This window comes from Aeromonas sp. R5-1, from assembly GCF_040908265.1.
In the GTDB taxonomy this organism is placed as follows: domain Bacteria; phylum Pseudomonadota; class Gammaproteobacteria; order Enterobacterales; family Aeromonadaceae; genus Aeromonas; species Aeromonas caviae.
The window spans coordinates 132,203-155,957 of the sequence record NZ_JBFODJ010000128.1 but is presented as its reverse complement, the minus strand read 5'-3'; the positions used below and the strand labels follow the sequence as shown (position 1 = coordinate 155,957).

Below are 23,755 nucleotides of genomic sequence, written 5' to 3'. Positions count from 1 at the left end.
GTCTGTCGGGGCCTGTACGGGAGAGGACGCGCTGAGTGGCAGCTTAATAGCGGTCGATTGATTGTTGAGCAGGAAAGGGGAGTGTTAAACTGTGCGGCTCTTGTACAGGGAGTACCCAGTTGACACAGAGTGTGAAATATCAGGTGCGGCGGGCCATCATGGTCCAGCTCTATACCCACGCCTCCTTCAGCCTGCCTTGCCTGGGGCTGCTGGCGATCAGCTGGAGCCTGCTGTTCCACGATTACCTGCCGGCCAGCGAGTCGCTGGGCTGGCTCGGTCTGGTCCTGCTGCTGTTGCTGGGGCGCTGGTGGCATTTGCGCTGGCGCCAGCCCAGGCTAGCGGAGCTTCCGCTGCCGGTGCTCGAGCGCGAACTCTTTGTCGGGGTGACCATCACCTCCATCGTCTGGGCACTGGGCGTGCTGCTCTATATGGACAAGCTGCCCGACACCTATCGTGCCGCCATGATGATGCTCTCCAGCCTGATCCTGACCGGCAGCGCCATCATGCTGTTCGGCAGCCGTCGTACCCTCTATGGGGCCGTGCTGCCCCTCGGGTTTGCCATGTTGTTCGAGCTCAGTGGCGGCAACACCCAGGAGCGTATCGTCTCCTGCATGCTGGCGGGGTATCTGTTCGTCTTTCTGCCGACCCTGCTGCGGCGCCTGCGGCGGGATCAGGTGGCCTCTCTCTACCACAGTTTTTCCAATGCGGATCTGGTGGCCGAGCTGAAGGCGGTCTCCGAGCACCTCAAGCTCACGTCCCGCCTCGACGGTCTGACCGGCATCGCCAACCGGGCCCATCTCGACGACTCCCTGGCGCGCGCCTGGCGTCGCTGCCACCGTGCCAGGGCGCCTCTTTCTCTGGTGCTGGTGGATGTGGACTACTTCAAGCAGTTCAATGATCACTATGGTCATCAGGTGGGGGACCAGTGCCTACAACAGGTGGCGAGCCTGCTGGCCGAAGTGCTGCGGCGGGAAGACGATCTCGCTGCCCGTTACGGCGGAGAGGAGTTCGCCCTGCTGCTGCCCTGCACCACCTTGCAGGGGGCCATGCAGATCGCCGAGCAGGTGCGTACCTCGTTGCGAGCCCTCGGCATTCCCCACCACAAATCCCGGGTTTCGGGGCGGGTCAGTTGCAGCTTCGGGGTGGCGACCCTGGTGCCGGATCAGCATCACTCCATTGCCGAGCTTATCCAGAAAGCGGATGCGGCGCTCTATCAGGCCAAGCATAATGGCCGGGATCGTATCGAAGTAGCCTTGATGGGTAAGGTTGCCTGAGTTTCACAAGACAGATTAAAGAGGTCGTCTATGCAATGTCATCGTATCGAAGAGCTGCTGGAACTGCTGCAGCCTGCCTGGATCAAGGAGCAGGATCTCAGCCTGGTGCAGTTTGTTGCCAAACTGGCCAAGGAGGCGGGATTTGACGGTCCCCTGTCCGCACTGACCGACGACATGCTGATCTACCACCTCAAGATGCGGGAATCCGACAAGCAGGCGATGATCCCGGGGCTGGCCAAGGATCACGTGCCCGACTTCAAGGAGGCCCTGCTCAAGGCACGCGGCATCAAGTAATCCGGCCGTCACATCGCCATCAGAGAAAGGTTTCAAGAGAATCTGTGAAAAGGCGCATAGTCAACTGGCTATGGGCCTTTTTTGTTGCCTGAAATTGCGACGGGACTCGAACTATAGATACATTTAACCCACACAATTAGCAGGTTGTTTAAGATATAATCGCTTTCATAACAATATGAGTGGAGCGATGTGTTGCAATGGCCGACAAGGACAAGATCGACATCAAGGATGTGACCGGTGACGTCACCGGGACCTTCAATCCCAACACCTTCAAGGCGGGAGATGACAGGTTCAACCCCGGCAACCGCATCTATGTCCGCTCCCAGACCGGCTACTGGCAGCGGGTGCGCAAGGCCATGGGCTGGTTCTTCGTCGCGCTCTTTGTCCTCCTGCCCTGGCTGCGTTATGACGGCCGTCAGGCGGTGCTGTTCGATCTGGAGCACCAGCAGTTCCACATCTTCGGTGCCACCATCTGGCCGCAGGATCTCACCCTGCTGGCCTGGGTCTTCATGATCGCGGCCTTCGCCCTCTTCTTCGTGACCACCTTCCTGGGCCGGGTCTGGTGCGGCTACCTCTGTCCCCAGACGGTGTGGACCTTCCTGTTCATCTGGTTCGAGGAGAAGCTGGAAGGGGCCGCCAACAAGCGTCGCAAGCTGGATGCGGCACCCTGGAGCGGCGAGAAGCTGGCCCGGAAGGGCGCCAAGCACCTGGCCTGGATCCTGCTGTCGCTGGGCACGGGGCTGACCTTTGTCGCCTACTTCCAGGATGTCTTCCACCTGGTGCCCGATTTCTTCACCCTGCAGGCGGGAGGCTGGGTCATCTTCTGGGTGCTGTTCTTTGCCGCCTGCACCTATGGCAACGCCGGCTGGATGCGCGCCATCATGTGTATCCACATGTGCCCCTATGCCCGATTCCAGTCCGCCATGTTCGACAAGGACACCTACATCGTCGGCTATGACAGCCAGCGTGGCGAGACCCGCGGCGCCCGTGGTCGCAAGGCCGATCCCAAGGCTCTGGGGCTGGGGGACTGCATCGACTGCGACCTCTGCGTGCAGGTCTGCCCGACCGGCATCGACATCCGTGACGGTCTGCAGTACGAGTGCATCAACTGCGGCGCCTGTGTCGACGCCTGCGATCAGACCATGGAGCGGATGGGGTATCCGAAGGGGCTCATCAGTTACACCACCGAGCACAAGCTGGCCCACAGTGAAACCCAGGTAGCGCGGCCCAAGCTGATTGGCTATGGCCTGGTGATGGTCGTCATGCTGGGGGTCTTCGTCTATAACGCCATGTCCATCATGCCCATGGGGCTCGATATCCTGCGGGATCGCAACCAGCTGTTCCGGGAAAACAGTGAAGGGCTCATCGAGAACACCTATACCCTGAAGATCCTCAACAAGACCCTGAACTCCCAGACCTACCGGCTGGACGTGGAAGGGCTGCCGGAGTACCAGTGGTTCGGACCCCGCGAGGTGACACTGAAGGCGGGCGAGATCTATACCCTGCCGGTGAGCCTGGCGGTGGATCCCTTCAACCTGAAGCGGCCCACTCTGGACGTCCAGTTCGTGCTCAAGCGGGAAGGCGCGGCGCCGGATGACAGCAAGGGGACCTTGCGCCAACCGAGCAAGTTTATCAGCAGGTTGTGACGGCAAGGCGCACCGCCATGCACGGCAACGGCAGACAGTGGTGATAGAATGGGGCGCAACAGCGCCCCTTTTCTATGGTGGATGACATGCGTTTCAACTATTCCGACCTCAATCCCGATCTCATCATGGATGCCATCGATCTCAGCGGCTTGCGCATCGACTCCGGCCTTATCGAGCTCAACAGTTACGAGAACCGCGTCTATCAGTTCCAGGATGAGGATCGCCGTCGCTACGTGGTGAAGTTCTACCGCCCCGGTCGCTGGAGCCGGGCCCAGATCCTGGAAGAGCACGCGTTTGCCGCTCGCCTCTGTGAAGCTGAGATCCCGGTCGCCGCTCCCATTGCCTTTGCCGGCGAGACCCTGCTGGAGCATCAGGGCTACCCGTTTGCCATCTGGCAGAGCGTTGGGGGGCGTCAGTTCGAGGTGGACAACCTGGACCAGCTGGAGTGGGTGGGGCGTTACCTCGGTCGCATCCACAGCGTCGGTGCCAGCCATGCCTTTCATCACCGGGTTCCGCTGGATGTGGAGAGCATGCTGCACGAGCCGCGTCAGTTGCTGGCGGCAGGCGAGTGGTTGCCGAGCGGGCTGGCCAAGTCCTTCTTCGGGGTGCTGGATGAGCTGATCCGGCACGTATGCGACGCCATGACCCTGGATGTGGCGCGCATCTCCCTGCATGGGGACTGCCACCCGGGCAACATCCTGTGGCGTGACGGCCCCCTGTTTGTCGATCTCGACGATTGCCGCACCGGCCCTGCCATCCAGGATCTCTGGATGATGCTGAACGGGGAGCGTCATGAGCAGCAGATCCAGCTCGATACCCTGCTGGCGGGGTATGAGGAGTTCATGGAGTTCGACCCGCGGGAGCTGGCGCTCATCGAGCCGCTGCGCGCCATGCGCATCGTCCACTACATGGCCTGGCTGGCAAGACGCTGGGAAGATCCCGCCTTCCCCCGCCACTTCTCCTGGTTCAACACCGAACACTACTGGCGCCAGCAGATTGCGACCCTGCATGATCAGCTCGAGGCATTGAAGGCCCCGCCGCTCAGCCTGATGCCGCAGTGGTAGGGGCGCGAACCCGGCAGATCGCCACGCCACGGGGCGTCCGTTGGTGGTGTCGCCCGCACCATTGCCACAGCGGCAAGGTGCCCGTGGGAGGCGGGATGGCGGTCCCGCCTGTCTGCCTTTGCCATTGACGGCACGAGGGTGAGGCAATAGGCTTGGACTGCTTCGGTTCGCCGGGCGTGCCTCACAGTGATCCCTTAACAGGAAACGTCATGAAAAAAGTACTATTTTTCCTCGCTGCCATGCTGATGATCCCCATGGTTCACGCCGCCCCGCAATTCAAGGAAGGTGTCAACTATGACGTGGTCAGCCAGACCGGCAGCGCCCAGCCGGAAGTGATGGAGTTCTTCTCCTATTTCTGCCCGCACTGCGCCAAGTTCGAGCCGATTGCCGAGGATCTGAAGAAGAGCCTGCCGGAAGGCGTGCCGATGAAGAAGAACCCGGTGGCCTTCCTGGGCCGTGAAATGGGCCCCGAGATGCAGCGTGCCTACGCCGTCGCCAATCTGCTGAACGTGGAAGGCAAGCTGACCCCGGCCATCTTCGACAAGATCCACACCCAGCGCCAGATCCCCCAGAGCCGTGCCGACGTGAAGCAGGTCTTCGTGGACAATGGCGTGCCGGCCGAGGAGTTCGACGGTGCCGTCGACAGCTTCGCCGTCTCCGGCATGGTCTCCCAGTTCGATCGCAACACCGAGAGCTACAATGTGCGCGGTGTGCCGGCCTTCCTGGTCAACGGCAAATACATGGTGAAGATTGAATCCATCACTTCCCAGGAGCAGTTCAACCAGCTGGTGAAATTCCTGCTGGCCAAGAAGGACTGATCATTCCTGAGTCGATACAAAAGCCCGCCGGTGCAAACCGGCGGGCTTTTTGTTTGGCATCTCGCGGGCCTGACTCAGACCCCGACGTGGAAGGCCTGCTTGAGGTTGCGAATGAAGTCCGCATCCCGGCAGAGGGTCTTGCCCGGGCTGTCGGAGATCTTGGCGACCGGGCCGCCGTTGCACTCCATCAGCTTGAACACGATGTTCATCGGGCTGACGCCGGGCAGATCGCAGGTGAGCTTGGTGCCGATGCCGAAGCTGGTGTTGATGCGGCCACGGAAGTGGCGCAGCAGCTCGACGGCCTTGTCGAGGTTGAGCCCGTCGGAGAAGACCAACGTCTTCTCGGCAGGGTCGATGCCGAGCCGCTGATAGTGGCTGATGGCCTTCTCGCCCCATACCACGGGATCGCCGGAGTCGTGGCGCAGCCCCTGGTAGCGGCTCGCCAGCTCGAAGTCGAAGTCACGCAGGAAGGCATCCATGGTGATGCAGTCGGTGAGCGCGATACCGAGGTGGTTGGTGAATTCGTCCAGCCAGCTGGTGAGGGCGGCGCGCTGGCTGAGCTCCAGCGGGAAGCCGAGCTGCTGGTGGGCCTGGAACCACTCGTGAGCCTGGGTACCCACCGCGGGCAACCGGTACTTCTGGGCCAGCAGGTAGTTGCTGGTGCCGCGAAACGCCGGCAGCCGCTCCTTGAGGCGACCCACCACGGCGTCTTGTACCGCGAGGGAGAAGCGGCGACGGGTGCCGAAGTCGATGAGGTTGAACTCGCTCATCTCCTCCCGGCTCAGTTCCCGCTCCAGCTTGTCGATCTTCTGATCGAGCCGCTCCAGTGCCTGGCTGACACCGAACTGGGGATAACGGAAGCGGTTACGCATCTCGCTGATGATGGCGAGCACCGGGATCTCCCACAGGATCACGTCCTGCCAGGGGCCTTCGACCCGCACATTGATGCGGCCATCCTGCTCGAACACCTTGAGCAGGGAGGCGTCCAGCGGCTTGCGGCGCAGGTGGTCCAGGTAGTCGGGCGTGAAGAAGGGGCGTTCGGCCAGAAAGTCGAGTTCGGACCGGGTCAGGCGCAGGGAGCCGGCGAGGCGCAGTTGTTCCTCGATCTGGCCCATCATGGGCAGCAGATCTTCTTCGTTGCGGCTGTGGAACTCGGCGACGACGTCGGCATCCGGATAGCGATGGAACACCGCCTGCTGCATGTGCAGCTTGTAGGCATCGGTGTCGAGCAGGCTGTGGAGGATGGGAGGCATATCAGGCTCCTGTGATGAGTGCTGCGCGGGCAACGCACTCTGGCTGCATCTGTGACGGGTGGGCGCCGGTGTCGGGTGGGCAGTGGAAAATGGAAGGCATATCAGGCATCCAGCAGGCGTTGAATGTCGGCCAGGGTCTGGGCCAGCTCGGCGCCGGCCTCGATCATCCGGGTGCGGGCCTGGTCGATTGTCTCGGGGGCGATGCCGCGGCAGGCGTCGAGGTGGACGATGACCCGGAAACCGGCGCGACGCAGTTGCAGCACGCTGGTCTTGACGCAGTAGTCGGTGGCGAGACCGCCGACCAGCACGGTAGTGACGCCGCGGGCGTGCAGAAACTCGATGAGCCCGGTGCTGCGCCGCTCTGCCAGGTCGTGATAGCAGGCGCCATAGGGATGCAGATCCGGCTCGACCCCCTTCCAGACGAAGAAGTCGTAGTCGATGGGGGAGGGCAGGCCGTCGAGCAGCTCGAACCCAGGTGTGCCGGGCACGCAGTGGGCCGGCCAGGTGAGATCGGCATTCGCCAGTGCAAGGGGCTGCAACATGGCGCCGGGTTCGGTCACCACCCAGGGGGCGTTCGCAGGGTGGGCATCCTTGCTGCCGACTCGCAGGGTGGCGAGGGCAGCCTGGGCATTGAGCGCCGCCACTATGGTATCCCCGCCAGCGACGGGCAGCTCGTTCGGGCAGAGGGGGGTGAATCCCTTCTGCGCATCAATATCCAGGCTGGCGATGATTCCCATGGATGGCTCCTTCACATAATATTCTTGTGATATTATCTACCAAACATTATTAGAAGGCGAGCAGGTCGACCAGGATGCCGAGAATGAGTCTGGATATGGTGGTGCTGCGGTTGCGCGAGGAGCGGCTCGAGCTGCTTCTCGAGACCCGGGATCGCCCCCCCTTTGCCCACTGCTGGCAGTTGCCGGCCCTGCGCATCGACGAGACCCGGGATCGGGATCTGGACGCGGCTCGCCATCGCCTGCTGGCAGAGTGGGGGCTGGAGCACTGCTACAGCGAGCAGGTCTGTACCCTCGGCAACCTGGAGCGGGATCCCCGCGGCTGGTCCACCACCCTCGTCTATCTCTGTCTGGCGGATCCCGATGGGGGGGTGGTGCGCGGTCGCTGGCATCCTCTGGACGATCTGCCCGGCCTGCAACTCGCCTTCGATCACGGCAAGCTGGTCGCCATGGGGCTGGAGCGGCTGCGCATCAAGAGCCGTTACAGCACCCTGCCGCTGCATCTGCTGGGGGCAGAATTCACCCTCTCCGAGGTTCAACGGGCGTTCGAGATCGTCCTGCAGACCCCCATGAACACGGCCGCATTTCGCAAGCGGCTCCACCGTGCCGACATCCTGGTGGACACAGGACGCAAGCGCACCGGCAAGCAACGTCCCGCCATCCTCTATCGGCTGGAGACCCCCTGCTGCGTCATGTTCGATCAGGTGATGCACGGTGCGGAAGCATAAGCCGATGTCTGCGAAAGCCGGATTGTCGCCCCATAGCGGGTCTGGTGCACTGGCACCTCACACAGGAAGTGAAAACATGGGAGAGACGGGAATGCACAAGGTGCTGGTGAGCGCCTGCCTGCTGGGTCAGCCGGTGCGTTACGACGGCCAGAGCAAGGGGATTGTCAGCGACTGGCTGCAGGCGCTGGGAGCCGAGGGACGTGCACTGGCCTTCTGCCCCGAGGTGGCGGGTGGCCTGCCGACGCCACGCCCCCCTGCCGAGCGCCAGGGGGAGCGGGTGGTTACCGAAAGCGGGCTGGATGTGACGGAGGAGTTCGATCGGGGCGCTGCCCTTGCGCTGGCCCTCTGTCAGCAGCAGGACATTCGCTTCGCCCTTCTGAAGGAGGGGAGCCCCTCCTGCGGCAGCGGCCGCATCTACAATGGCCGCTTCGAAGGGGTTTCACTGGCGGGAGAGGGCAAGACCACGGCTTTGCTGCGCCGCCACGGCATCGGGGTGTTCAGCGAGGATCAGCTGCCCGAGCTGGCCTCGGCGCTCGCCTTGGCTGCCTGCGGATCGGTCTGAGCCGCCGCATCGGCCGCCTGCCACTGCGCCAGCACCTCGTCTTTTTCCTTCCAGCGTGCATTCAGCCACTCCTGGAAACCGCGTTTGAACTGCTTGTCGTTGAAGTAATCCCCCACCAGTTGCTCGTCCACCGGCAGCTCCTCGATCCGCACCCGGATGCGCTTCATCTTCCCCATCAGGAAATCCTTGAAGGGGGTGTCGGGGTTGTCCGGGTAGCTGATGGTGACGTTGATCAGGCTGTCGAACTGATCGCCCATGGCTGCCAGGGTGAAGGCGAGTCCTGCCGCCTTGGGGGGCATGAGATGGCGATAGCGGGAGCGGGCGGCCTCGCGCTTCTGATCGGTGAAGCGGGTCCCCTCCACGAAGTTGATGACAGTGGTGGGAATGTGGCGAAACTTCTCGCAGGCGTTGCGGGTGGTCTCGATATCCTTGCCCCGCAGATGCGGATTTCTTAACAGAAACTCTCTCGAATAGCGGCGCATAAAGGGCATGTCCAGCCCCCAGCAGGCGAGCCCCAGCAGCGGTATGTAAATGAGCTCGTGCTTCATGAAGAACTTGGGCACCGGCAGCCGATTGCGAAACAGGTGGCCGAGCACCACGATATCGGTCCAGCTCATGTGGTTGCTGATGATGAGATACCAGCCATCCTTGCGCAGCCGGGTATTGTCCTCAATCTGCCAGTCTATGCGGGTAGTGAGGCGGATCACCAGGGCGTTGCAACCGAGCCACAGGCCCATGAAGCGATTGTTGAGCCGGCTGCAGGCGCGACCAAAGGCCGGCACGGGCAGCAGCAGTTTGGCCAGAGAAACCAGCAGGATCAGGCTGGCACACAGGGCGGTAAACAGTATGGTCAGGCCGGCGCTGATGAACAGCACCAGGGGGCCCGGGAGCAGGTTTGGCATGAGTGTCTTACTGCGTCTTGTCCGCCAGCAGCTTATCCAGGGTCTGGTCCTTCTCGTGCCAGATCCCGTTCAACCACTGTTGAAACTCTTGTTGGAACTCGGGGTCATTGAAGTAATCCCCCACCAGATTGCGTTCGATCGGCAGAAAGCGGACCCGAACCTTGATCTCCTTGACCCGACCGCACATGAAGTCCCAGTAGCTGGGGACGCCGCCGGGATAGGCGATGGTCACATCCACCAGCTTGTGCAGTTGATCCCCCATGGCCGCCAGGGTGAAGGCGATGCCCCCTGCTCTCGGGTGCAGCAGATGACGATAGGGTGCCCCTTGCCTGTCGTGCTTGCCGACGGTGAAGCGGGTCCCTTCCACGAAGTTCATCACACTCACCGGCATATGGCGGAAACGGGCACACGCCTTGCGCGTGGTTTCTATGTCTTTTCCCCTCAGATGCGGGTGCTTTTCCAGAAATTTTCGGGAATAACGCCGCATGAATGGGAAATCCAGCGCCCACCAGGCCAGACCGAGAAAAGGTACCCAAATCAGTTCTTTCTTGAGGAAAAACTTCAGGAAGGGGATTTTTTGATTAAAAATCCGCTGCAATACCAGTATGTCGACCCAGGATTGGTGGTTGGCAATCACCATATACCACTCATTCCGGCGCCCTTTGTCCACTCCGACCACATCGAAAGGGGTGTTGATGATGGTTTTCTGGATCAGATTGTTAAAACCTATCCAGTGGGTGGCGCAGCCGTCCAGGAGTGTGTTGCAGAGACGTCGCGCCCCCTTGAAGGGCAGCAGCAGCTTGATGAGGCCAAGCAGCAGGACGGGGACAAACCAGAACAGGGTGTTGATGAAATAGAGCAGGGTCGAGAGGCTGCCGCGCAGTCGCTCTATCAGCTTGTTGGGCATGGTGGAATCCGTCTTCGTATCGGTGGATGGCAACCAAGTGGTCAGATCTGTTGCCATAATATCAGCCGGCCCACGACTAGACCATGGTGGCGCCCTTTCCGAGTCGGGTGGTGGCTGCTGCCGTTCCCCCGCTCACTGGCCCCCGCGCAGCCGCGACAACAGCCTGTCCATGGCACGATAGCCCAGGGCTTCGATCAGATGGGCTCTCTCGATGGTGGCGTGCCCCGCCAGATCGGCGATGGTGCGCGATACCCGCAGGATGCGGTGCCAGGCCCGGATGCTGAGCCCCAGCTTCTGGATGGCACCTTCCAGAAACTCGGCATCCTGTGGCGATAATCTGCAAACATCTTCGATTTCACGACTATCCAGCAGGTTATTGAGTTTTCCGCTGCGACTCAGCATGCGCTCTCGCGCCCCCAGCACCCGTTCGCGTATCTGCTGGCTCGATTCCCCCCGCTCCGCCTTGCCGGTCAGGCTCCCCCTGGGCAAGAGCGGGACCTCTACCGTCAGATCGAACCGGTCGAGAAAGGGGCCGGAGAGCTTGCCCAGATAGCGCAGGATCTGATCCGGGCTGGAGCGGGTCTGGCCGTCGCCATAATGGCCGCAGGGGCTGGGATTCATGGCACCCACCAGCTGGAAGCGGGCGGGAAAATCCACCTGGCGGGCGGCACGACTGATGGTGATGTGCCCGGTTTCCAGCGGCTCGCGCAGGGAGTCGAGCACCTTGCGCTCGAACTCCGGCAGTTCATCCAGAAACAGTACCCCGTTGTGGGCGAGGGAAATTTCGCCAGGCCTGGGATGGGTACCCCCGCCCACCAGCGCCACCGCCGAGGCGCTGTGATGGGGCGTGCGATACGGCCTGTGGTGCCAGTGGCCGGCGCGGGGGGTGAGGCCGCCGATGGAGTGGATGGCGGCGGTCTGCTGCGCCTCCTGTTCGCTCAGCGGTGGCAGAATGCCGGGCAGACGGCTGGCCAGCATGCTCTTGCCGGTGCCGGGGGGGCCGATGAACAGCAGGTTGTGGCTGCCAGCTGCGGCGATCTCCAGCGCCCGCTTCGCCTGGGACTGACCGATCACATCCTGCAGATCCGGCACGTCGGGCAGGATCTCCGCGCTCTGGGGTTCCGGCAGCGGTAGTTCGTACTGGCCCGCCAGCCAGGCGGTGACTGCCAGCAGCTGGTGGGCGGTGCGCACCTCGGCATCCTGTATGAGGGAAGCCTCCGGACCGTTCTCCCGTGGGACCAGCAGGGTGCGCCCTGCGTCGCGGCAGGCGAGCACCGAGGGGAGCACCCCAAGCACGGGGCGGATCTCGCCCGTCAGGGCCAATTCCCCTAAAAATTCGTGATCGAGCAGGTATCTTGCGGGTATCTGCTTGGATGCGGCGAGAATGCCGATGGCGATGGCCAGGTCGAAGCGACCCCCCTCTTTGGGCAGATCCGCAGGGGCCAGGTTGACCGTGATGTGTTTGCTCGGGAACTCGAAATTGCCGTTGAGCAGGGCGCTGCGCACCCGATCCCGCGACTCCTTCACCGAGGTTTCCGGCAGCCCCACCATGTTGAAGGCGGGCAGGCCGTTGGAGAGGTGCACCTCCACCGTGACTTGCGGCGCCGCTATCCCCAGGCTGGCACGGCTATAAACAACAGCTAATGACATAAATACCGTCCTTGGTTTGATGTATATGCTGGTTAACCGTTTTTTATTAGTTTTTTGTTCCAGTTGTCAGGTTTCAGAGCAGTTAAAATCAGAGTCTTGTCAGGTAAAAAGTGCTTGCCCAATAAAAATCACCGTGCTAGTTCTAATAGCCATTCGCGGCAAGCTCCGCTCCCATTTCACAGGATTTCCGGTTGTAACTATGAACATGGCCTCCCGTTTCGTCAGCATTATTGTGGTCCTAGTGGTGATTATTATCTCACCGCTCGGGGCTCGTTTGGCTGCACGGAACAAGGGATAGACCCACCACCGGACAGAACGAAACAAGCGACCCCCGAGCCTCACGGCCCGGGGGTTTTTTTTCGACCAAAGGACAGGATTTTCCACATGAACGGCGCGCAGTTTTTGGTACAGGCTCTCAAGAAACAGGGTGTGACCCAGGTGTTTGGTTACCCGGGCGGGGCCATCATGCCGGTCTACGACGCCCTGTATGACGGTGGCCTGGCCCATCAGCTCTGCCGCCACGAGCAGGGGGCCGCCATGGCCGCGGTGGGTTATGCCCGCGCTTCCGGTCAGGTGGGGGTCTGCATCGCCACCTCTGGCCCCGGCGCCACCAATCTGGTCACCGGCCTCGCGGAGGCACTGCTCGACTCTGTACCGCTGGTGGCCATCAGCGGCCAGGTGCCCTGCGCCGCCGTCGGTACCGATGCCTTTCAGGAAGTGGACGTGCTCGGCATGTCCCTCTCCTGCACCAAGCACTCCTTCATGGTGACTGACCCGGCGGATCTGGGACGGGTTATTGCCGAAGCCTTCGCCATCGCCACCGAAGGGCGTCCGGGTCCCGTGCTCATCGACCTGCCCAAGGATGTGCAGCTGGCCGCCGTTCCTTCTCAAAGCCCGCTGTTTGCCGTGGAGGAACCCGAGCCCCTGAATCCGGCCGAGCTGACGGTCGCCCGCACCCTGCTGGCCGGTGCCGAGCGTCCGGTACTCTACGTCGGTGGTGGGGTGGGCATGGCCAATGCCGAGCAGCAGCTGCGCGACTTTGCCGCCACCACGGGGATGCCGGCGGTCACCACCCTCAAGGGGATAGGTGCCCTCGACCCCGACAGCCCCGTCTATCTGGGCATGCTCGGCATGCACGGTACCAAGGCCGCCAACCTGGCGGTACAGCAGTGCGATCTGCTGGTGGTAGTAGGCGCCCGTTTCGATGATCGGGTGACCGGCAAGCTGGAAGAGTTTGCCCCCGAGGCGAAGGTGATCCACCTGGATGTGGACGCCGCCGAGTTCGGCAAGCGTCGCGCCGCCGATGTGGGGATCACCACGGATCTCAAGCGTGTGCTGCCCGCCCTGGCGATGACGCTGACCCTCGACCCTTGGCGCGAGCACTGCGCCACCATGGCTCGGGAATACGCCTTCCGCTACGACCATCCGGGTCAGGCCATCTACGCCCCGGCCCTGCTCAAAGAGCTTTCAAGCCAGCTGCCTGACACCAGCGTGGTGGCCTGCGACGTGGGTCAGCACCAGATGTGGGTGGCCCAGCACATGCGTTTCACCAGCCCGCGCAACCACCTGTCCAGTGCCGGCCTCGGCACCATGGGCTTCGGCCTGCCCGCCGCCATCGGCGCCAAGATGTCGCGCCCCGATGACGAGGTGGTGCTGGTGAGCGGGGACGGCTCTTTCATGATGAACGTGCAGGAGCTCGGCACCATCCGCCGGGCCCGGCTCAAGGTGAAGATGGTGCTGCTGGACAACCAGCGCCTCGGCATGGTGCGCCAATGGCAGGAGCTGTTCTTCGACGGTCGCTACAGCGAGACCAATCTGTCCGACAACCCCGATTTCGTCGCCCTGGCTGCCGCCTTCGGCATCCCCGGCGAGACCATCACATGCAAGGAAGAGATAGGTCCGGCACTGGATCGCCTGCTGGCGAGCGAGAGTGCCTATCTGCTGCATGTGGCTATTTCAGAGGAAGAAAATGTCTGGCCCCTGGTGCCGCCAGGAGTCGCCAACCACAAGATGATGGAGCAACGCCCATGAACCAGCTCAATACCAGCACCCTGGAAATCCATGCCCAACCCAGACCCGAAGTGATGGAGCGGGTGCTGCGGGTGGTCCGTCACCGCGGTTTCAATCTCTGCGCCCTCAACATGGAGCAGGATTGCCAACAGCTGCGGATCACGGTTACTGTCGAATCGGTACGTCCCATCCAGCAGTTGTGGAGCCAGCTGGTGAAGCTGGTGGATGTCTCCCGGGTCGATGCACTGGAACAGCAACCCCGGATCAGAGCTTAAGGAGCCAAGCCAATGTCACAGCCTTCCCAATCCGCCGCCCACCCTCAATACATCTGGTTCAACGGCAAGCTGGTCCCCTGGCAGGATGCCCAGGTGCATGTCATGAGCCATGCCCTGCATTACGGATCCTCGGTGTTCGAGGGGGTGCGGGCCTATGACACTCCCAAGGGGACCTGCATCTTCCGCCTGCAGGAGCACACCCGCCGCCTGTTCGACTCCGCCAAGATCTACTGGATGGACGTCCCCTACAGCGAGTCCGAAGTGAATGAAGCCTGCCGCACCGTGGTGCGCGAGAACGGCCTGAAGAGCGGCTACCTGCGCCCGCTGGCCTTTGTCGGCAACGTGGGGCTGGGGCTGCATCCGCCGCTGGATGCCAAGGCCGACCTCATGGTCGCGGCCCTGCCCTGGGGCGCCTACCTCGGAGAAGAGGGGCTGAAAAACGGGGTGGATGTGTGCGTCACCTCCTGGAACCGGCTCGCTCCCAACACCATCCCGACCGGTGCCAAGGCGGGGGGCAACTATCTCTCTTCCCAGCTCATCAGCCGCGAGGCCAAGCGCAACGGCTTCGCCGAGGGGCTGGCGCTGGATGTGAACGGCTATCTGAGCGAAGGGGCGGGGGAGAACCTGTTCCTGGTGAAGAACGGCGTGCTGTTCACACCGCCCGCCACCGCCGCCATCCTGCCCGGCATCACCCGCGACACCATCATGACGCTGGCGCGCGACTTGGGTTACGAGGTACGCGAGCAGGCGCTGCCCCGTGAAGCGCTGTACGTCGCAGACGAAATCTTCATGACCGGCACCGCCGCCGAGGTGACCCCGGTGCGCTCGGTGGATCGGATGAAGGTGGGCGCCGGTTGCCGTGGCCCGGTGACCGAGCAGTTGCAGAACGCCTTCTTCGGCCTGTTCAACGGCAAGACCGAAGACAAGTGGGGCTGGCTGACGCCGGTCAACGACTGATGATAGCGGGGAGGCGTCACGCCTCCCCGAGTCGCTTCCGGTGAAGGCTCCCCGAGGTGCCTTCACCAGGATCGATTCCCGATCCGCGAATCACACATTCATGTTGAAAGACAATGCGCCCCAGGGGCATTCAGGGAGTAGAGACAATGCCGAAGTTGAGATCCGCCACCACCACCCACGGACGTAACATGGCCGGGGCCCGCGCCCTCTGGCGTGCCACCGGCATGACCGATCAGGATTTCGGCAAGCCCATCATCGCCGTGGTCAACTCTTTCACCCAGTTCGTGCCGGGCCACGTCCACCTCAAGGATCTGGGCCAGCTGGTCGCCCGCGAAATCGAGGCGGCTGGCGGGGTCGCGAAGGAGTTCAACACCATCGCCGTGGATGACGGCATCGCCATGGGCCACGGTGGCATGCTCTATTCCCTGCCGTCCCGCGAACTCATCGCCGACTCGGTGGAGTACATGGTCAACGCCCACTGCGCCGACGCCATGGTCTGCATCTCCAACTGCGACAAGATCACCCCGGGGATGCTGATGGCTGCCCTGCGCATCAATATCCCGGTCATTTTTGTCTCCGGCGGCCCCATGGAAGCGGGCAAGACCAAGCTCTCCGACCAGATCATCAAGCTGGATCTGGTGGACGCCATGATCCAGGGCGCCGACCCCAAGGTCTCCGACGCCCAGAGCGATCAGATCGAGCGCAGCGCCTGCCCCACCTGCGGCTCCTGCTCCGGCATGTTCACCGCCAACTCCATGAACTGCCTGACCGAGGCACTGGGTCTCTCCCAGCCGGGCAACGGCTCCCTGCTGGCGACCCACAGCGACCGCGAGCAGCTGTTCAAGCTGGCGGGCCAGCGTATCGTCACTCTGGCCAAGCGTTGGTATGAGCAGGACGATGCCTCGGCACTGCCGCGCAACATCGCCACCAAGGCGGCGTTCGAGAACGCCATGGCGCTCGACATCGCCATGGGCGGTTCCACCAATACGGTATTGCACCTGCTGGCGGCAGCCCAGGAGGCGGGTGTCGACTTCACCATGGCCGACATCGACCGCATGTCCCGCAAGGTGCCCCAGCTCTGCAAGGTGGCGCCCTCCACCCAGAAGTACCACATGGAAGACGTGCACCGCGCCGGCGGCGTGGTCGCCATCCTGGGTCAGCTGGAAAAAGCGGGCCTGGTGCACGGGGATACCCGCAACGTGCTGGGCACCTCCCTGGTGGAGCTGCTGGCCGAATATGACGTCAGCCGCAGCAATGACAAGGGGGTTCACGACTTCTACCGTGCAGGCCCTGCCGGCATCCGTACCACCAAGGCGTTCAGTCAGGATTGCCGCTGGCCCGAGCTGGATCTGGACCGCGCCGAGGGGTGCATCCGCTCCTTCGATCACGCCTACAGCCAGGAAGGTGGCCTGGCGGTCCTCGCTGGCAACCTTGCCCTCAACGGGGCCATCGTCAAGACCGCCGGGGTGGATGAGGAGAACCTCACCTTCCGCGGCCCGGCCCGGGTATTCGAGAGCCAGGAGAGCGCGGTGAGCGGCATTCTGGACGGCACGGTGAAAGCCGGTGAAGTGGTGGTGATCCGCTACGAGGGCCCGAAAGGGGGCCCCGGCATGCAGGAGATGCTCTATCCCACCACCTATCTCAAGTCCATGGGATTGGGCAAGGCGTGTGCCCTCATCACCGACGGTCGCTTCTCCGGCGGTACCTCGGGTCTCTCCATCGGCCATGTCTCCCCGGAGGCGGCCTCTGGCGGCACTATCGGTCTGGTGGAGGATGGCGACATCATCAACATCGACATCCCGGCCCGCAGCATGGTGCTGGAGGTGGCCGACAGCGTGCTGGCTGCCCGTCGCGCCGCCGTCTCTGCCCGTGGCTGGAAGCCGGTCGATCGTCAGCGCGAGGTCTCCTTTGCCCTGCGTGCCTACGCCATGTTCGCCACCAGCGCCGACAAGGGCGCGGTGCGCGATCGCACCCTGCTGGGGGAGTGAGAGAATGAACAGTCATGATATGGGCGCATTGCGCGCCCTTCGCCACGAGACGGGGGTATAAACCATGGTCTCTGCGGCGGATTATCTACGCAAGGTACTGCTCTCCCCCGTCTACGAGGCGGCGAGAGTCACCCCTTTGCAAACCCTGAAGAAACTCTCCGACAGGCTTGGCAATCACGTCAGCCTGAAGCGGGAGGATCTGCAACCGGTTCACTCCTTCAAGCTGCGCGGCGCCTACCACAAGATCGCCACCCTGACCCAGGAGCAGAAAGAACGCGGCGTCATCGCCGCCTCCGCCGGCAACCACGCCCAGGGGGTCGCCCTGTCGGCCGCCAAGCTCGGCATCAAGGCGATCATCGTGATGCCCAAGACCACGCCGGACATCAAGATCGACGCGGTGCGCCGTCAGGGCGGCAACGTGCTGCTGTTTGGCAACAGCTTCGATGAGGCCTACGGCGAGAGCCGCCGACTCGCCGAGTTGGAGGGCTATACCCTGATCCCGCCGTTCGACGACGTCGAGGTGATCGCCGGCCAGGGCACCATCGGCAAGGAGCTGCTGGAGCAGGATACCCACCTCACCCACGTCTTCGTGCCGGTGGGCGGCGGCGGCCTGGCCGCCGGGGTGGCGGTCTACATCAAGCAGCTGCTGCCGGATGTGAAGGTGATCGGGGTGGAGGCGGAGGGCTCCGCCTGTCTCAAGGCTGCGCTGGCGGCCGGCGAGCCGGTCAATCTGGAGCGGGTCTCCCTGTTTGCGGACGGGGTGGCGGTCAAGCGCATCGGCGAGGAGACCTTCCGCCTGTGCAACCAGTATCTGGACGAGGTGGTGACCGTCTCCAACGACCAGATCTGCGCCGCACTGAAAGACATCTTCGATGACTGCCGCGCCATCGCCGAGCCGTCGGGGGCCTTGTCCCTGGCGGGCCTGAAAGCGTACAGCGAGCGCGAGCAGGTCAAGGGTGGTCGGATGGCGGCCATTTTGTCCGGCGCCAACGTCAACTTCCACAGCCTGCGTTACGTGTCGGAGCGCTGCGAGATCGGCGAGAAGCGCGAGGGCATGCTGGCGGTGACCATCCCCGAGCGCAAGGGGGCCTTCCTCGACTTTTGCCGTCAGCTGGGGCCCCGCATGGTGACCGAGTTCAACTACCGCTACGCCGATGCCGAGCAGGCGTCGCTGTTCGTCTCGGTGCGCCTCACCGGCGGTGACGAGGAGCTGGGCCAGATCATCGATCAACTCGGCGGCAACGGTTATCCGGTGGTCAACATGACCGAGAGCGAGCTGGCCAAGAACCACGTGCGCTACATGATTGGCGGCCGCCCGGCCCGGCCCCTCGGTGAACGCCTCTACAGCTTCAAGTTTCCGGAGCAGCCGGGTGCCCTGATGCGCTTCCTCGAGACCCTGGGCTGCCGCTGGAACATCAGCCTGTTCCACTACCGCAACCACGGCGCCGACTACGGACGGGTGCTCTGCGCCTTCGAGCTGCCGGACGAGGACGTGGCCGCCTTCCACGACTACCTGCACGAGATTGGCTACGGCTGGAAAGAGGTGAGCGAGGATCCCGCCTACCGCCTGTTCCTGGCGAGCCAGGGCAGTCAGTGAGCGGGGAGCCATCCCCTTGCCAGATGAAAAACGAAGAGCCCGGCTCTTCGTTTTTTTATGGGCAACGCGCCGGCCCCCATGATTGGGGGCACGGTGGCTGATAATGTCGCCAATATCACACTCCTGAGTCCCTGGTCGTTTGAGGCTGGTTGCAGATGGGATAATCTGAATGCGGGGCTTGGGTTCAGAGCCCCGTCAGGGAAGAGAGACGCAGCAGCGTCATAACAATTCATTGCAGGGGCTCATCCATGAACAGATCTATGCTCGCCGTCCTGATCGGCGCTTTGATGGCAACAGGGACGGTGCATGCTGCCGCCCAGGACAACACCTGGTATGTCGGCGGCAAGGCCGGCTGGTCAAATTATTACGGGGTGGATTACAACGCTCAGGTCGAAGAGCTGTTCGATGCAACCAAGGTGAACGAGAACAGCGATGATCTCGGTCTGGGGCTGTTTGCCGGTTATCAGGTGAACAGAAACGTGGCGATTGAGCTCGGCTATGACTGGCTCGGCAAGTATCAGGTGGACAAGCACTACTCGGGTAACGGGGTTGATTTCGCACTCGATGGCGAGGCCAAGGCCCAGATGGTGCAGGCCACCATGAAGATCATCCTGCCTGCAACCTCGGCACTGGATATCTACGGCCGTCTCGGGGGGGCCTATGCCTGGACCGAGAGCTCACTCAACGTCAGGGCCAGCGATGGCACCAGCAGCCTCTCCGAATCCCATGAGGGCAACAAATATCATGGTGCCGCCTTTGTCGGGGCGCTGGGGGTCGAATACGCCATCGACAAGGATTGGGCCGCCCGCCTCGAATACCAGTACACCACACCCCTTGGCAAGACTTCCCTCGACGAGTCAGGCATCGAGATGGACAACGGCCTGCTGTCGGTCGGCATGCTCTATCGCTTCGGCCAGATCGGCGACGAGCCGGTGGCACCAACGCCTGCGCCCGAACCTGCGCCCGCCCCGGCCCCCGTGCTGGTGGAGAAACAGTTCAGCCTGGATTCCGATGTGCTGTTCGAGTTCAACAAGGCGACCCTGAAGCCAGCCGCCAGTCAGGCCCTCGACAACCTGTTTGCCCAGATCCTGGCGGCCAATCCGAAAGACGGGGTGGCGACGGTGATCGGTCATACCGACCGCATCGGCTCGGAGGCCTACAACCAGTCCCTCTCCGAACAGCGTGCCCGCACGGTGGCGGATTATCTCATCGCCAAGGGATTGTTTGCCGACAAGGTGCGTGCCGAAGGGCGGGGAGAGTCTTCGCCTGTGACCGGGGGCAGCTGCCCGGATGGTGCCAAGGCTCAGATGATCGCCTGCCTGGCCCCGGATCGCCGGGTCGAGGTGCGCCTGACCGGGGTCTCCCAGATCGCCGAATAAGCCATCTTTGCCTTGCTATTAAACAACGAGGGGGCCTTGGCCCCCTCGTTGTTTATGTGGGTGTGAGTCGTGACGTTTGCAGCCGCCTGGCGCAATGACTCACCATGATCAGCAGCAAGGCGCCGGGCAGCACTGTTTGCCAGAGGAAAGGCCAGGACTGGGTGGTGAGCAGGATCAACAGTGGATTGGCTCCGGCGGGTGGGTGGATCAGGCCCAGTCCCTGCATGAGTGCAATGGACAGGCCCACACCCAGCGACAGCTTGAGTTCCATCGGTAGCGGGAGCAATTGCACCACCAACCCCACGGTGGCCGATAACAGGTGGCCTCCCAGCACGTTCTGCGGACGGGCCAGCGGACTGTCCGGCAGGGAGAAGAGCAGCACACAGCTTGCCCCGAACGGTGCCATCAACAGGGTCGACTGCCAGCTCATGTCCAGCCAGCCGAGCAACATTATGGCCAGGCAGGCACCGAGCCCTGCCAGCCAGGCACTTCGCCATCGTCTTGTTTCCATCTCCTGTCTCCTTGTCTGTGCCGGATCACTTGATCCAGCCTGCGACATTAGGTAGACAGATCGGTGTACTTCAAGAGGAAAGTCACCATGAGCGACAAACGGCAACAGCTGATGACGACAGCCTATCGGTTGTTCAATCGTCACGGCTTTCACGCCACCGGCATCGATCGCATCTGGGCCGAGGCAGGCAGTACCAAACGCACCCTCTATCGCCACTTCCCCACCAAGGATGCCTTGATCGAAGCGGTGCTGATGGCGCGGGATGCGGAGTTCTTTGCCCTGCTCGATGCCAGGATGGATGGGGTGTCGGGGCGGGAGGCCAGGTTGCTGGCGCTGCTCGATGGCTTTGCGGACTGGTTTGGTCGCAGTGACTTCTACGGCTGCAACTTCATCAACGCGAGCGCCGAGTTCTCCGATCCTCGCCATCCGGTGCGCAAGCTGGTGGTGGCCCACAAGCGGGCGTTGCTGAACTGGGTCAGGGAGGCCCTCGAATGCACCGAGGTGCAGGCCACCGGATTATGCCTGCTGCTGGAAGGGGCCGTGGTGATGGCCCACAGCTATCAGCAGCCCCTGGCTCTGGAACAGGCCAGGGTGTTGGCGGAGGCCGTGCTGGCAGAGCCGCGCTAGTTCAGTTCCGTGGGGTCGATATCCAGGCTCCAGCGCACCCGCTTGGTCTCGGGCCACCCCTCCAGCTCCTTCACCGCCCAGTCGAGCAGCTGGGCCAGTGGCGCCCGGCTGGGCCCCTGCACCAGCAGCTGCATGCGAAACTTGCCCGCCTTGCGCTCCATGAAGCCGCTGATGGGCCCCAGCACCTGCACCTGGGGATAGCGGGCGCTGCGCAGGGTATCGGCGAGACGGCTGAGGAACAGCTGCACCTCGTCGCGACCGTTGGCCTCGGCCCGGAACAGTCCCTGATGGCTGAACGGTGGCAGCCCCAGCAGGCGGCGCTCTTTCAGCGCCGTGTCGGCGAAGTGGCCATAGCCGTTCTGGGTCAGATCCTGCAGCAGGGCGTGTTCGGGATGGTGGCTCTGCAGCACCACCAACCCGGGTTTGCTGGCACGACCAGCCCGGCCCGCCACCTGGGTGTAGAGCTGGGCCAGTTTCTCGGCAGCGCGAAAATCGGCGCTGAACAGGGCGCCATCCACATCCAGCAGGCCCACTAGCGTCACGTCCGGGAAGTGGTGGCCCTTGGCCAGCATCTGGGTGCCGATCAGGATCTTGTACTTGCCCGCCTTGATGTCGCCGAGGTGCGTTTCCAGCTCCCCCTTGCGGCGGGTGTTGTCCCGGTCGATGCGCACCACCGGATATTGCGGGAACACGGTGCCGAGCAGCTGCTCCAGCTGCTCGGTGCCGACCCCGGAGCCGATGAGCTCGCTGCTGCCGCACTCGGGGCAGTGATGGGGCAACGGGCGCACGCTGTCGCAGTGGTGGCAGTGCAGCCGTCGCCCGGCCTGGTGCCAGGTGTACCAGGCGTCGCAGCGCTCGCAGGCGGCACTCCAGCCGCACTGGTGGCAGATAAGAGCCGGGGCATAGCCACGACGGTTGAGAAACAGCATTACCTGGTTGCCCGCCGCCAGATGCTCTGCCATCAGCTGTTCCAGCTGGGGGGAGAGCCCGGCCTGTAGCCGCACGTTCTTGATATCCAGGATCACCTGACGAGCAGTCTGGGCGTTGCCGGCGCGGCGAGTGAGCGTGAGGTGGTGATACTTGCCGCTGCGGGCGTTGTGCAGCGTCTCCAGCGACGGGGTAGCCGAGCCAAGCAAAATGGGGATACCGGCACGATGAGCCCGCATCACCGCCAGATCCCGCGCGTGGTAGCGAAAACCGTCCTGCTGCTTGAAGGAGCCGTCGTGCTCCTCGTCGATGATGATGATGCCGAGGTTGTGAAATGGGGTGAACACCGCGGAGCGGGTGCCGATCAGGATGGCGGCGCCGCCGTCGCGGCAGGCGAGCCAGGCGTCGAGCCGCTCCCTGTCGTTCATGGCGGAGTTCATCGCTACCACCGGTACGTTGAAGCGGCGGCGAAAGCGGTTGATGGTCTGCGGAGTGAGGCCGATCTCGGGCACCATCACCAGCGCCTGCTTGCCTGCCTTGAGCAGGGGCTCGAGGATGCTCAGGTAAACCTCGGTCTTGCCGGAGCCAGTGATGCCGTCCAGCAGGAAGGCGCCAAACTGGTCGCTTTGGCTGGTGACGGCGGAGACCGCCAGCGCCTGCTCGCCGTTGAGGCGCAGCCCCTCACCCGGCTCGAAGCGGGTGGCCCAGTCGCCATCATGGCTCGGCTCCAGCGAGCGCTTCTCCAGCAGTCCCTTCTTCTCCAGCGCGGTGAGGGCCGCGCTCTGGATCTCCTCCTGCTTGAGGGCGGAGGGGGTCTGCGGCCCCTTGCGCAGCAAGGCGAGGGCCTGCTGCTGCTTGGCCGCCCGCTTGAGCTCGTTGAGGTCGATGGCCATGCCGGCCTCGGTGGCAAACCAGAACTCCAGCTCCCGATAGGCGGCGGGCTCCCCCTTGCGCACCAGCACCGGCAGGGCGTGGGGCAGTACCTCCCCCAGCGGGTGCTGGTAGTAACCGGCGCTCCAGGCCATCAGCGCCAGAATGTCGGGCCCCAGCACGGGGGCGCTGTCGAGCACCCTCTTCAAGGGCTTTAATTTGTTGCGGGGGACCTGGCTCTCGGTCGGGTGATCCACCACCAGACCAACCAGGGTCTGCGGGCCGAACGGGATCTCGACCCGGCAACCGGGGGCAGGCAAGGGCAGGGGAGAGAGATAGTCGAAATGACGGCGTAACGGCACCGGCACAGCCACACGAACCAGATCCAGCGTTTGGGAAGAATTCACCAGGGGTTGCCTATTTTTTCTGCGAAGCCACTTGCCTGATCTCAGGCGTTTCCTATATTATTCGCAGCCTTTGAAACTGTGTTCAACAATCGTGTGGTGTCCGACAAGAGATCGGATGGCGACACGGCCTGATAATTGAGGTTGTCCATGAAAGCTGGTATCCATCCTGACTACGTAGCCATCACCGCCAAGTGCTCTTGCGGTAACGTCATCAACACCTTCTCTACCATCGGTAAAGATCTGAACCTGGACGTGTGCTCCGAGTGCCACCCGTTCTACACCGGCAAGCAGAAAGAAGTTTCTAGCGGCGGCCGCGTAGACAAGTTCAACAAGCGTTTCGGTGGCTTGACCTCCAAGAAGTAATCTTGCTTCTGA

The 23,755-nt window shown here is 62.9% G+C and carries 22 protein-coding genes; 15 read left to right on the top strand and 7 right to left on the bottom strand.

Features of this window, described 5'->3' with window-relative positions; translation table 11 throughout:
- Positions 1–119: 119 nt before the first annotated feature.
- The 5 genes from AB5Y64_RS18345 (at position 120) to AB5Y64_RS18325 (ending at position 5,096) form a co-directional block, all read left to right on the top strand.
- Positions 120–1,274, top strand: coding sequence for a diguanylate cyclase (locus tag AB5Y64_RS18345; RefSeq protein ID WP_039039690.1), 1,155 nt, complete (start codon positions 120–122; stop codon positions 1,272–1,274).
- Between the two features lie 30 nt (positions 1,275–1,304).
- Positions 1,305–1,568, top strand: a complete 264-nt coding sequence (locus tag AB5Y64_RS18340; RefSeq protein WP_039039689.1) for a YihD family protein — start codon at positions 1,305–1,307, stop codon at positions 1,566–1,568.
- A gap of 197 nt (positions 1,569–1,765) precedes the next feature.
- Positions 1,766–3,214, top strand: a complete 1,449-nt coding sequence (gene ccoG / locus AB5Y64_RS18335) for a cytochrome c oxidase accessory protein CcoG (RefSeq protein WP_010676097.1) — start codon at positions 1,766–1,768, stop codon at positions 3,212–3,214.
- Positions 3,215–3,288: 74 nt separating this feature from the next.
- Positions 3,289–4,278, top strand: a complete 990-nt coding sequence (locus tag AB5Y64_RS18330) for a serine/threonine protein kinase (RefSeq protein ID WP_039039688.1) — start codon at positions 3,289–3,291, stop codon at positions 4,276–4,278.
- Positions 4,279–4,487: 209 nt separating this feature from the next.
- A complete protein-coding gene (locus AB5Y64_RS18325; protein WP_010676095.1) occupies positions 4,488–5,096 on the top strand; it encodes a thiol:disulfide interchange protein DsbA/DsbL in 609 nt (202 codons plus the stop codon).
- 74 nt (positions 5,097–5,170) lie between these two features.
- Here the strand turns inward: AB5Y64_RS18325 and pncB are convergent, their stop codons facing one another.
- The gene (gene pncB, locus AB5Y64_RS18320; RefSeq protein ID WP_010676094.1) at positions 5,171–6,349 is read right to left on the bottom strand and encodes a nicotinate phosphoribosyltransferase; all 1,179 of its coding nucleotides are present in this window, start codon (positions 6,347–6,349) and stop codon (positions 5,171–5,173) included.
- A 101-nt stretch (positions 6,350–6,450) separates the two neighbouring features.
- Positions 6,451–7,086 carry a nicotinamidase gene (locus AB5Y64_RS18315; RefSeq protein ID WP_039039687.1) on the bottom strand — a complete coding sequence of 212 codons (636 nt, stop codon included), beginning with the start codon at positions 7,084–7,086 and terminating at the stop codon, positions 6,451–6,453.
- A 74-nt stretch (positions 7,087–7,160) separates the two neighbouring features.
- Here AB5Y64_RS18315 and AB5Y64_RS18310 point away from each other — a divergent pair, with 74 nt between their 5' ends.
- Together AB5Y64_RS18310 and AB5Y64_RS18305 are read left to right on the top strand one after the other, a co-directional pair.
- Entirely contained in the window at positions 7,161–7,811 is a 651-nt protein-coding gene (locus AB5Y64_RS18310) for a DNA mismatch repair protein MutT (protein ID WP_039039686.1), read from the top strand.
- Positions 7,812–7,887: 76 nt separating this feature from the next.
- Positions 7,888–8,373: a DUF523 domain-containing protein gene (locus tag AB5Y64_RS18305; protein WP_039039685.1), complete on the top strand. Its 486-nt coding sequence runs from the start codon at positions 7,888–7,890 to the stop codon at positions 8,371–8,373.
- Here the strand turns inward: AB5Y64_RS18305 and AB5Y64_RS18300 are convergent.
- From AB5Y64_RS18300 to AB5Y64_RS18290, 3 genes are all read right to left on the bottom strand, one after another.
- Positions 8,319–9,275 (bottom strand): acyltransferase, encoded by a 957-nt coding sequence (locus AB5Y64_RS18300; protein WP_039039684.1) that lies wholly within the window; start codon positions 9,273–9,275, stop codon positions 8,319–8,321. The two genes, AB5Y64_RS18305 and AB5Y64_RS18300, sit on opposite strands and share 55 nt — an antisense overlap.
- A 7-nt stretch (positions 9,276–9,282) precedes the next feature.
- A complete protein-coding gene (locus tag AB5Y64_RS18295) occupies positions 9,283–10,182 on the bottom strand; it encodes an acyltransferase (protein WP_039039683.1) in 900 nt (299 codons plus the stop codon).
- A gap of 132 nt (positions 10,183–10,314) precedes the next feature.
- Entirely contained in the window at positions 10,315–11,832 is a 1,518-nt protein-coding gene (locus AB5Y64_RS18290; RefSeq protein WP_039039682.1) for a YifB family Mg chelatase-like AAA ATPase, read from the bottom strand.
- 384 nt (positions 11,833–12,216) lie between these two features.
- On the opposite strand from AB5Y64_RS18290, the gene ilvG reads away from it, so the two are divergent.
- The 6 genes from ilvG to ompA all read left to right on the top strand — a co-directional run bounded on the left by ilvG (position 12,217) and on the right by ompA (position 20,038).
- Positions 12,217–13,863, top strand: a complete 1,647-nt coding sequence (gene ilvG / locus AB5Y64_RS18285) for an acetolactate synthase 2 catalytic subunit (RefSeq protein WP_039039681.1) — start codon at positions 12,217–12,219, stop codon at positions 13,861–13,863.
- Positions 13,860–14,117, top strand: a complete 258-nt coding sequence (gene ilvM / locus AB5Y64_RS18280; RefSeq protein ID WP_010676086.1) for an acetolactate synthase 2 small subunit — start codon at positions 13,860–13,862, stop codon at positions 14,115–14,117. The genes ilvG and ilvM overlap by 4 nt, the downstream gene beginning before the upstream one ends.
- Before the next feature lie 12 nt (positions 14,118–14,129).
- On the top strand, positions 14,130–15,074 hold the full coding sequence (locus tag AB5Y64_RS18275; RefSeq protein ID WP_039039680.1) for a branched-chain amino acid transaminase: 945 nt from the start codon (positions 14,130–14,132) through the stop codon (positions 15,072–15,074).
- Between the two features lie 146 nt (positions 15,075–15,220).
- Positions 15,221–17,062 (top strand): dihydroxy-acid dehydratase, encoded by a 1,842-nt coding sequence (gene ilvD / locus AB5Y64_RS18270; protein WP_039039679.1) that lies wholly within the window; start codon positions 15,221–15,223, stop codon positions 17,060–17,062.
- A gap of 64 nt (positions 17,063–17,126) precedes the next feature.
- Entirely contained in the window at positions 17,127–18,659 is a 1,533-nt protein-coding gene (ilvA, locus tag AB5Y64_RS18265) for a threonine ammonia-lyase, biosynthetic (RefSeq protein ID WP_039039678.1), read from the top strand.
- A 248-nt stretch (positions 18,660–18,907) separates the two neighbouring features.
- Positions 18,908–20,038: a porin OmpA gene (ompA, locus tag AB5Y64_RS18260; RefSeq protein WP_039039677.1), complete on the top strand. Its 1,131-nt coding sequence runs from the start codon at positions 18,908–18,910 to the stop codon at positions 20,036–20,038.
- A gap of 52 nt (positions 20,039–20,090) precedes the next feature.
- Here ompA and AB5Y64_RS18255 read toward each other — a convergent pair whose 3' ends face one another.
- Complete coding sequence (locus tag AB5Y64_RS18255) at positions 20,091–20,486, bottom strand: HPP family protein (protein ID WP_039039699.1); 396 nt, start codon at positions 20,484–20,486, stop codon at positions 20,091–20,093.
- 150 nt (positions 20,487–20,636) lie between these two features.
- Between AB5Y64_RS18255 and AB5Y64_RS18250 the strand changes: the two genes are divergently transcribed.
- The gene (locus tag AB5Y64_RS18250) at positions 20,637–21,176 is read left to right on the top strand and encodes a TetR/AcrR family transcriptional regulator (protein WP_039039676.1); all 540 of its coding nucleotides are present in this window, start codon (positions 20,637–20,639) and stop codon (positions 21,174–21,176) included.
- Here AB5Y64_RS18250 and priA read toward each other — a convergent pair.
- A complete protein-coding gene (gene priA / locus AB5Y64_RS18245) occupies positions 21,173–23,380 on the bottom strand; it encodes a primosomal protein N' (protein ID WP_080769955.1) in 2,208 nt (735 codons plus the stop codon). The genes AB5Y64_RS18250 and priA overlap by 4 nt on opposite strands.
- A 147-nt stretch (positions 23,381–23,527) precedes the next feature.
- Here priA and rpmE point away from each other — a divergent pair, with 147 nt between their 5' ends.
- Complete coding sequence (gene rpmE / locus AB5Y64_RS18240; protein ID WP_010676078.1) at positions 23,528–23,743, top strand: 50S ribosomal protein L31; 216 nt, start codon at positions 23,528–23,530, stop codon at positions 23,741–23,743.
- Positions 23,744–23,755: the final 12 nt, after the last annotated feature.

Bases quoted from the DNA above. Each gene is read 5' to 3' on its own strand.
- AB5Y64_RS18340 (WP_039039689.1), top strand. From the start codon at position 1,305: ATGCAATGTCATCGTATCGAAGAGCTGCTGGAACTGCTGCAGCCTGCC.
- ccoG (WP_010676097.1), top strand. From the start codon at position 1,766: ATGGCCGACAAGGACAAGATCGACATCAAGGATGTGACCGGTGACGTC.
- AB5Y64_RS18330 (WP_039039688.1), top strand. From the start codon at position 3,289: ATGGTGGATGACATGCGTTTCAACTATTCCGACCTCAATCCCGATCTC.
- AB5Y64_RS18325 (WP_010676095.1), top strand. From the start codon at position 4,488: ATGAAAAAAGTACTATTTTTCCTCGCTGCCATGCTGATGATCCCCATG.
- pncB (WP_010676094.1), bottom strand. From the start codon at position 6,349: ATGCCTCCCATCCTCCACAGCCTGCTCGACACCGATGCCTACAAGCTG.
- AB5Y64_RS18315 (WP_039039687.1), bottom strand. From the start codon at position 7,086: ATGGGAATCATCGCCAGCCTGGATATTGATGCGCAGAAGGGATTCACC.
- AB5Y64_RS18310 (WP_039039686.1), top strand. From the start codon at position 7,161: ATGCCGAGAATGAGTCTGGATATGGTGGTGCTGCGGTTGCGCGAGGAG.
- AB5Y64_RS18305 (WP_039039685.1), top strand. From the start codon at position 7,888: ATGGGAGAGACGGGAATGCACAAGGTGCTGGTGAGCGCCTGCCTGCTG.
- AB5Y64_RS18300 (WP_039039684.1), bottom strand. From the start codon at position 9,275: ATGCCAAACCTGCTCCCGGGCCCCCTGGTGCTGTTCATCAGCGCCGGC.
- AB5Y64_RS18295 (WP_039039683.1), bottom strand. From the start codon at position 10,182: ATGCCCAACAAGCTGATAGAGCGACTGCGCGGCAGCCTCTCGACCCTG.
- AB5Y64_RS18290 (WP_039039682.1), bottom strand. From the start codon at position 11,832: ATGTCATTAGCTGTTGTTTATAGCCGTGCCAGCCTGGGGATAGCGGCG.
- ilvG (WP_039039681.1), top strand. From the start codon at position 12,217: ATGAACGGCGCGCAGTTTTTGGTACAGGCTCTCAAGAAACAGGGTGTG.
- ilvM (WP_010676086.1), top strand. From the start codon at position 13,860: ATGAACCAGCTCAATACCAGCACCCTGGAAATCCATGCCCAACCCAGA.
- AB5Y64_RS18275 (WP_039039680.1), top strand. From the start codon at position 14,130: ATGTCACAGCCTTCCCAATCCGCCGCCCACCCTCAATACATCTGGTTC.
- ilvD (WP_039039679.1), top strand. From the start codon at position 15,221: ATGCCGAAGTTGAGATCCGCCACCACCACCCACGGACGTAACATGGCC.
- ilvA (WP_039039678.1), top strand. From the start codon at position 17,127: ATGGTCTCTGCGGCGGATTATCTACGCAAGGTACTGCTCTCCCCCGTC.
- ompA (WP_039039677.1), top strand. From the start codon at position 18,908: ATGAACAGATCTATGCTCGCCGTCCTGATCGGCGCTTTGATGGCAACA.
- AB5Y64_RS18250 (WP_039039676.1), top strand. From the start codon at position 20,637: ATGAGCGACAAACGGCAACAGCTGATGACGACAGCCTATCGGTTGTTC.
- rpmE (WP_010676078.1), top strand. From the start codon at position 23,528: ATGAAAGCTGGTATCCATCCTGACTACGTAGCCATCACCGCCAAGTGC.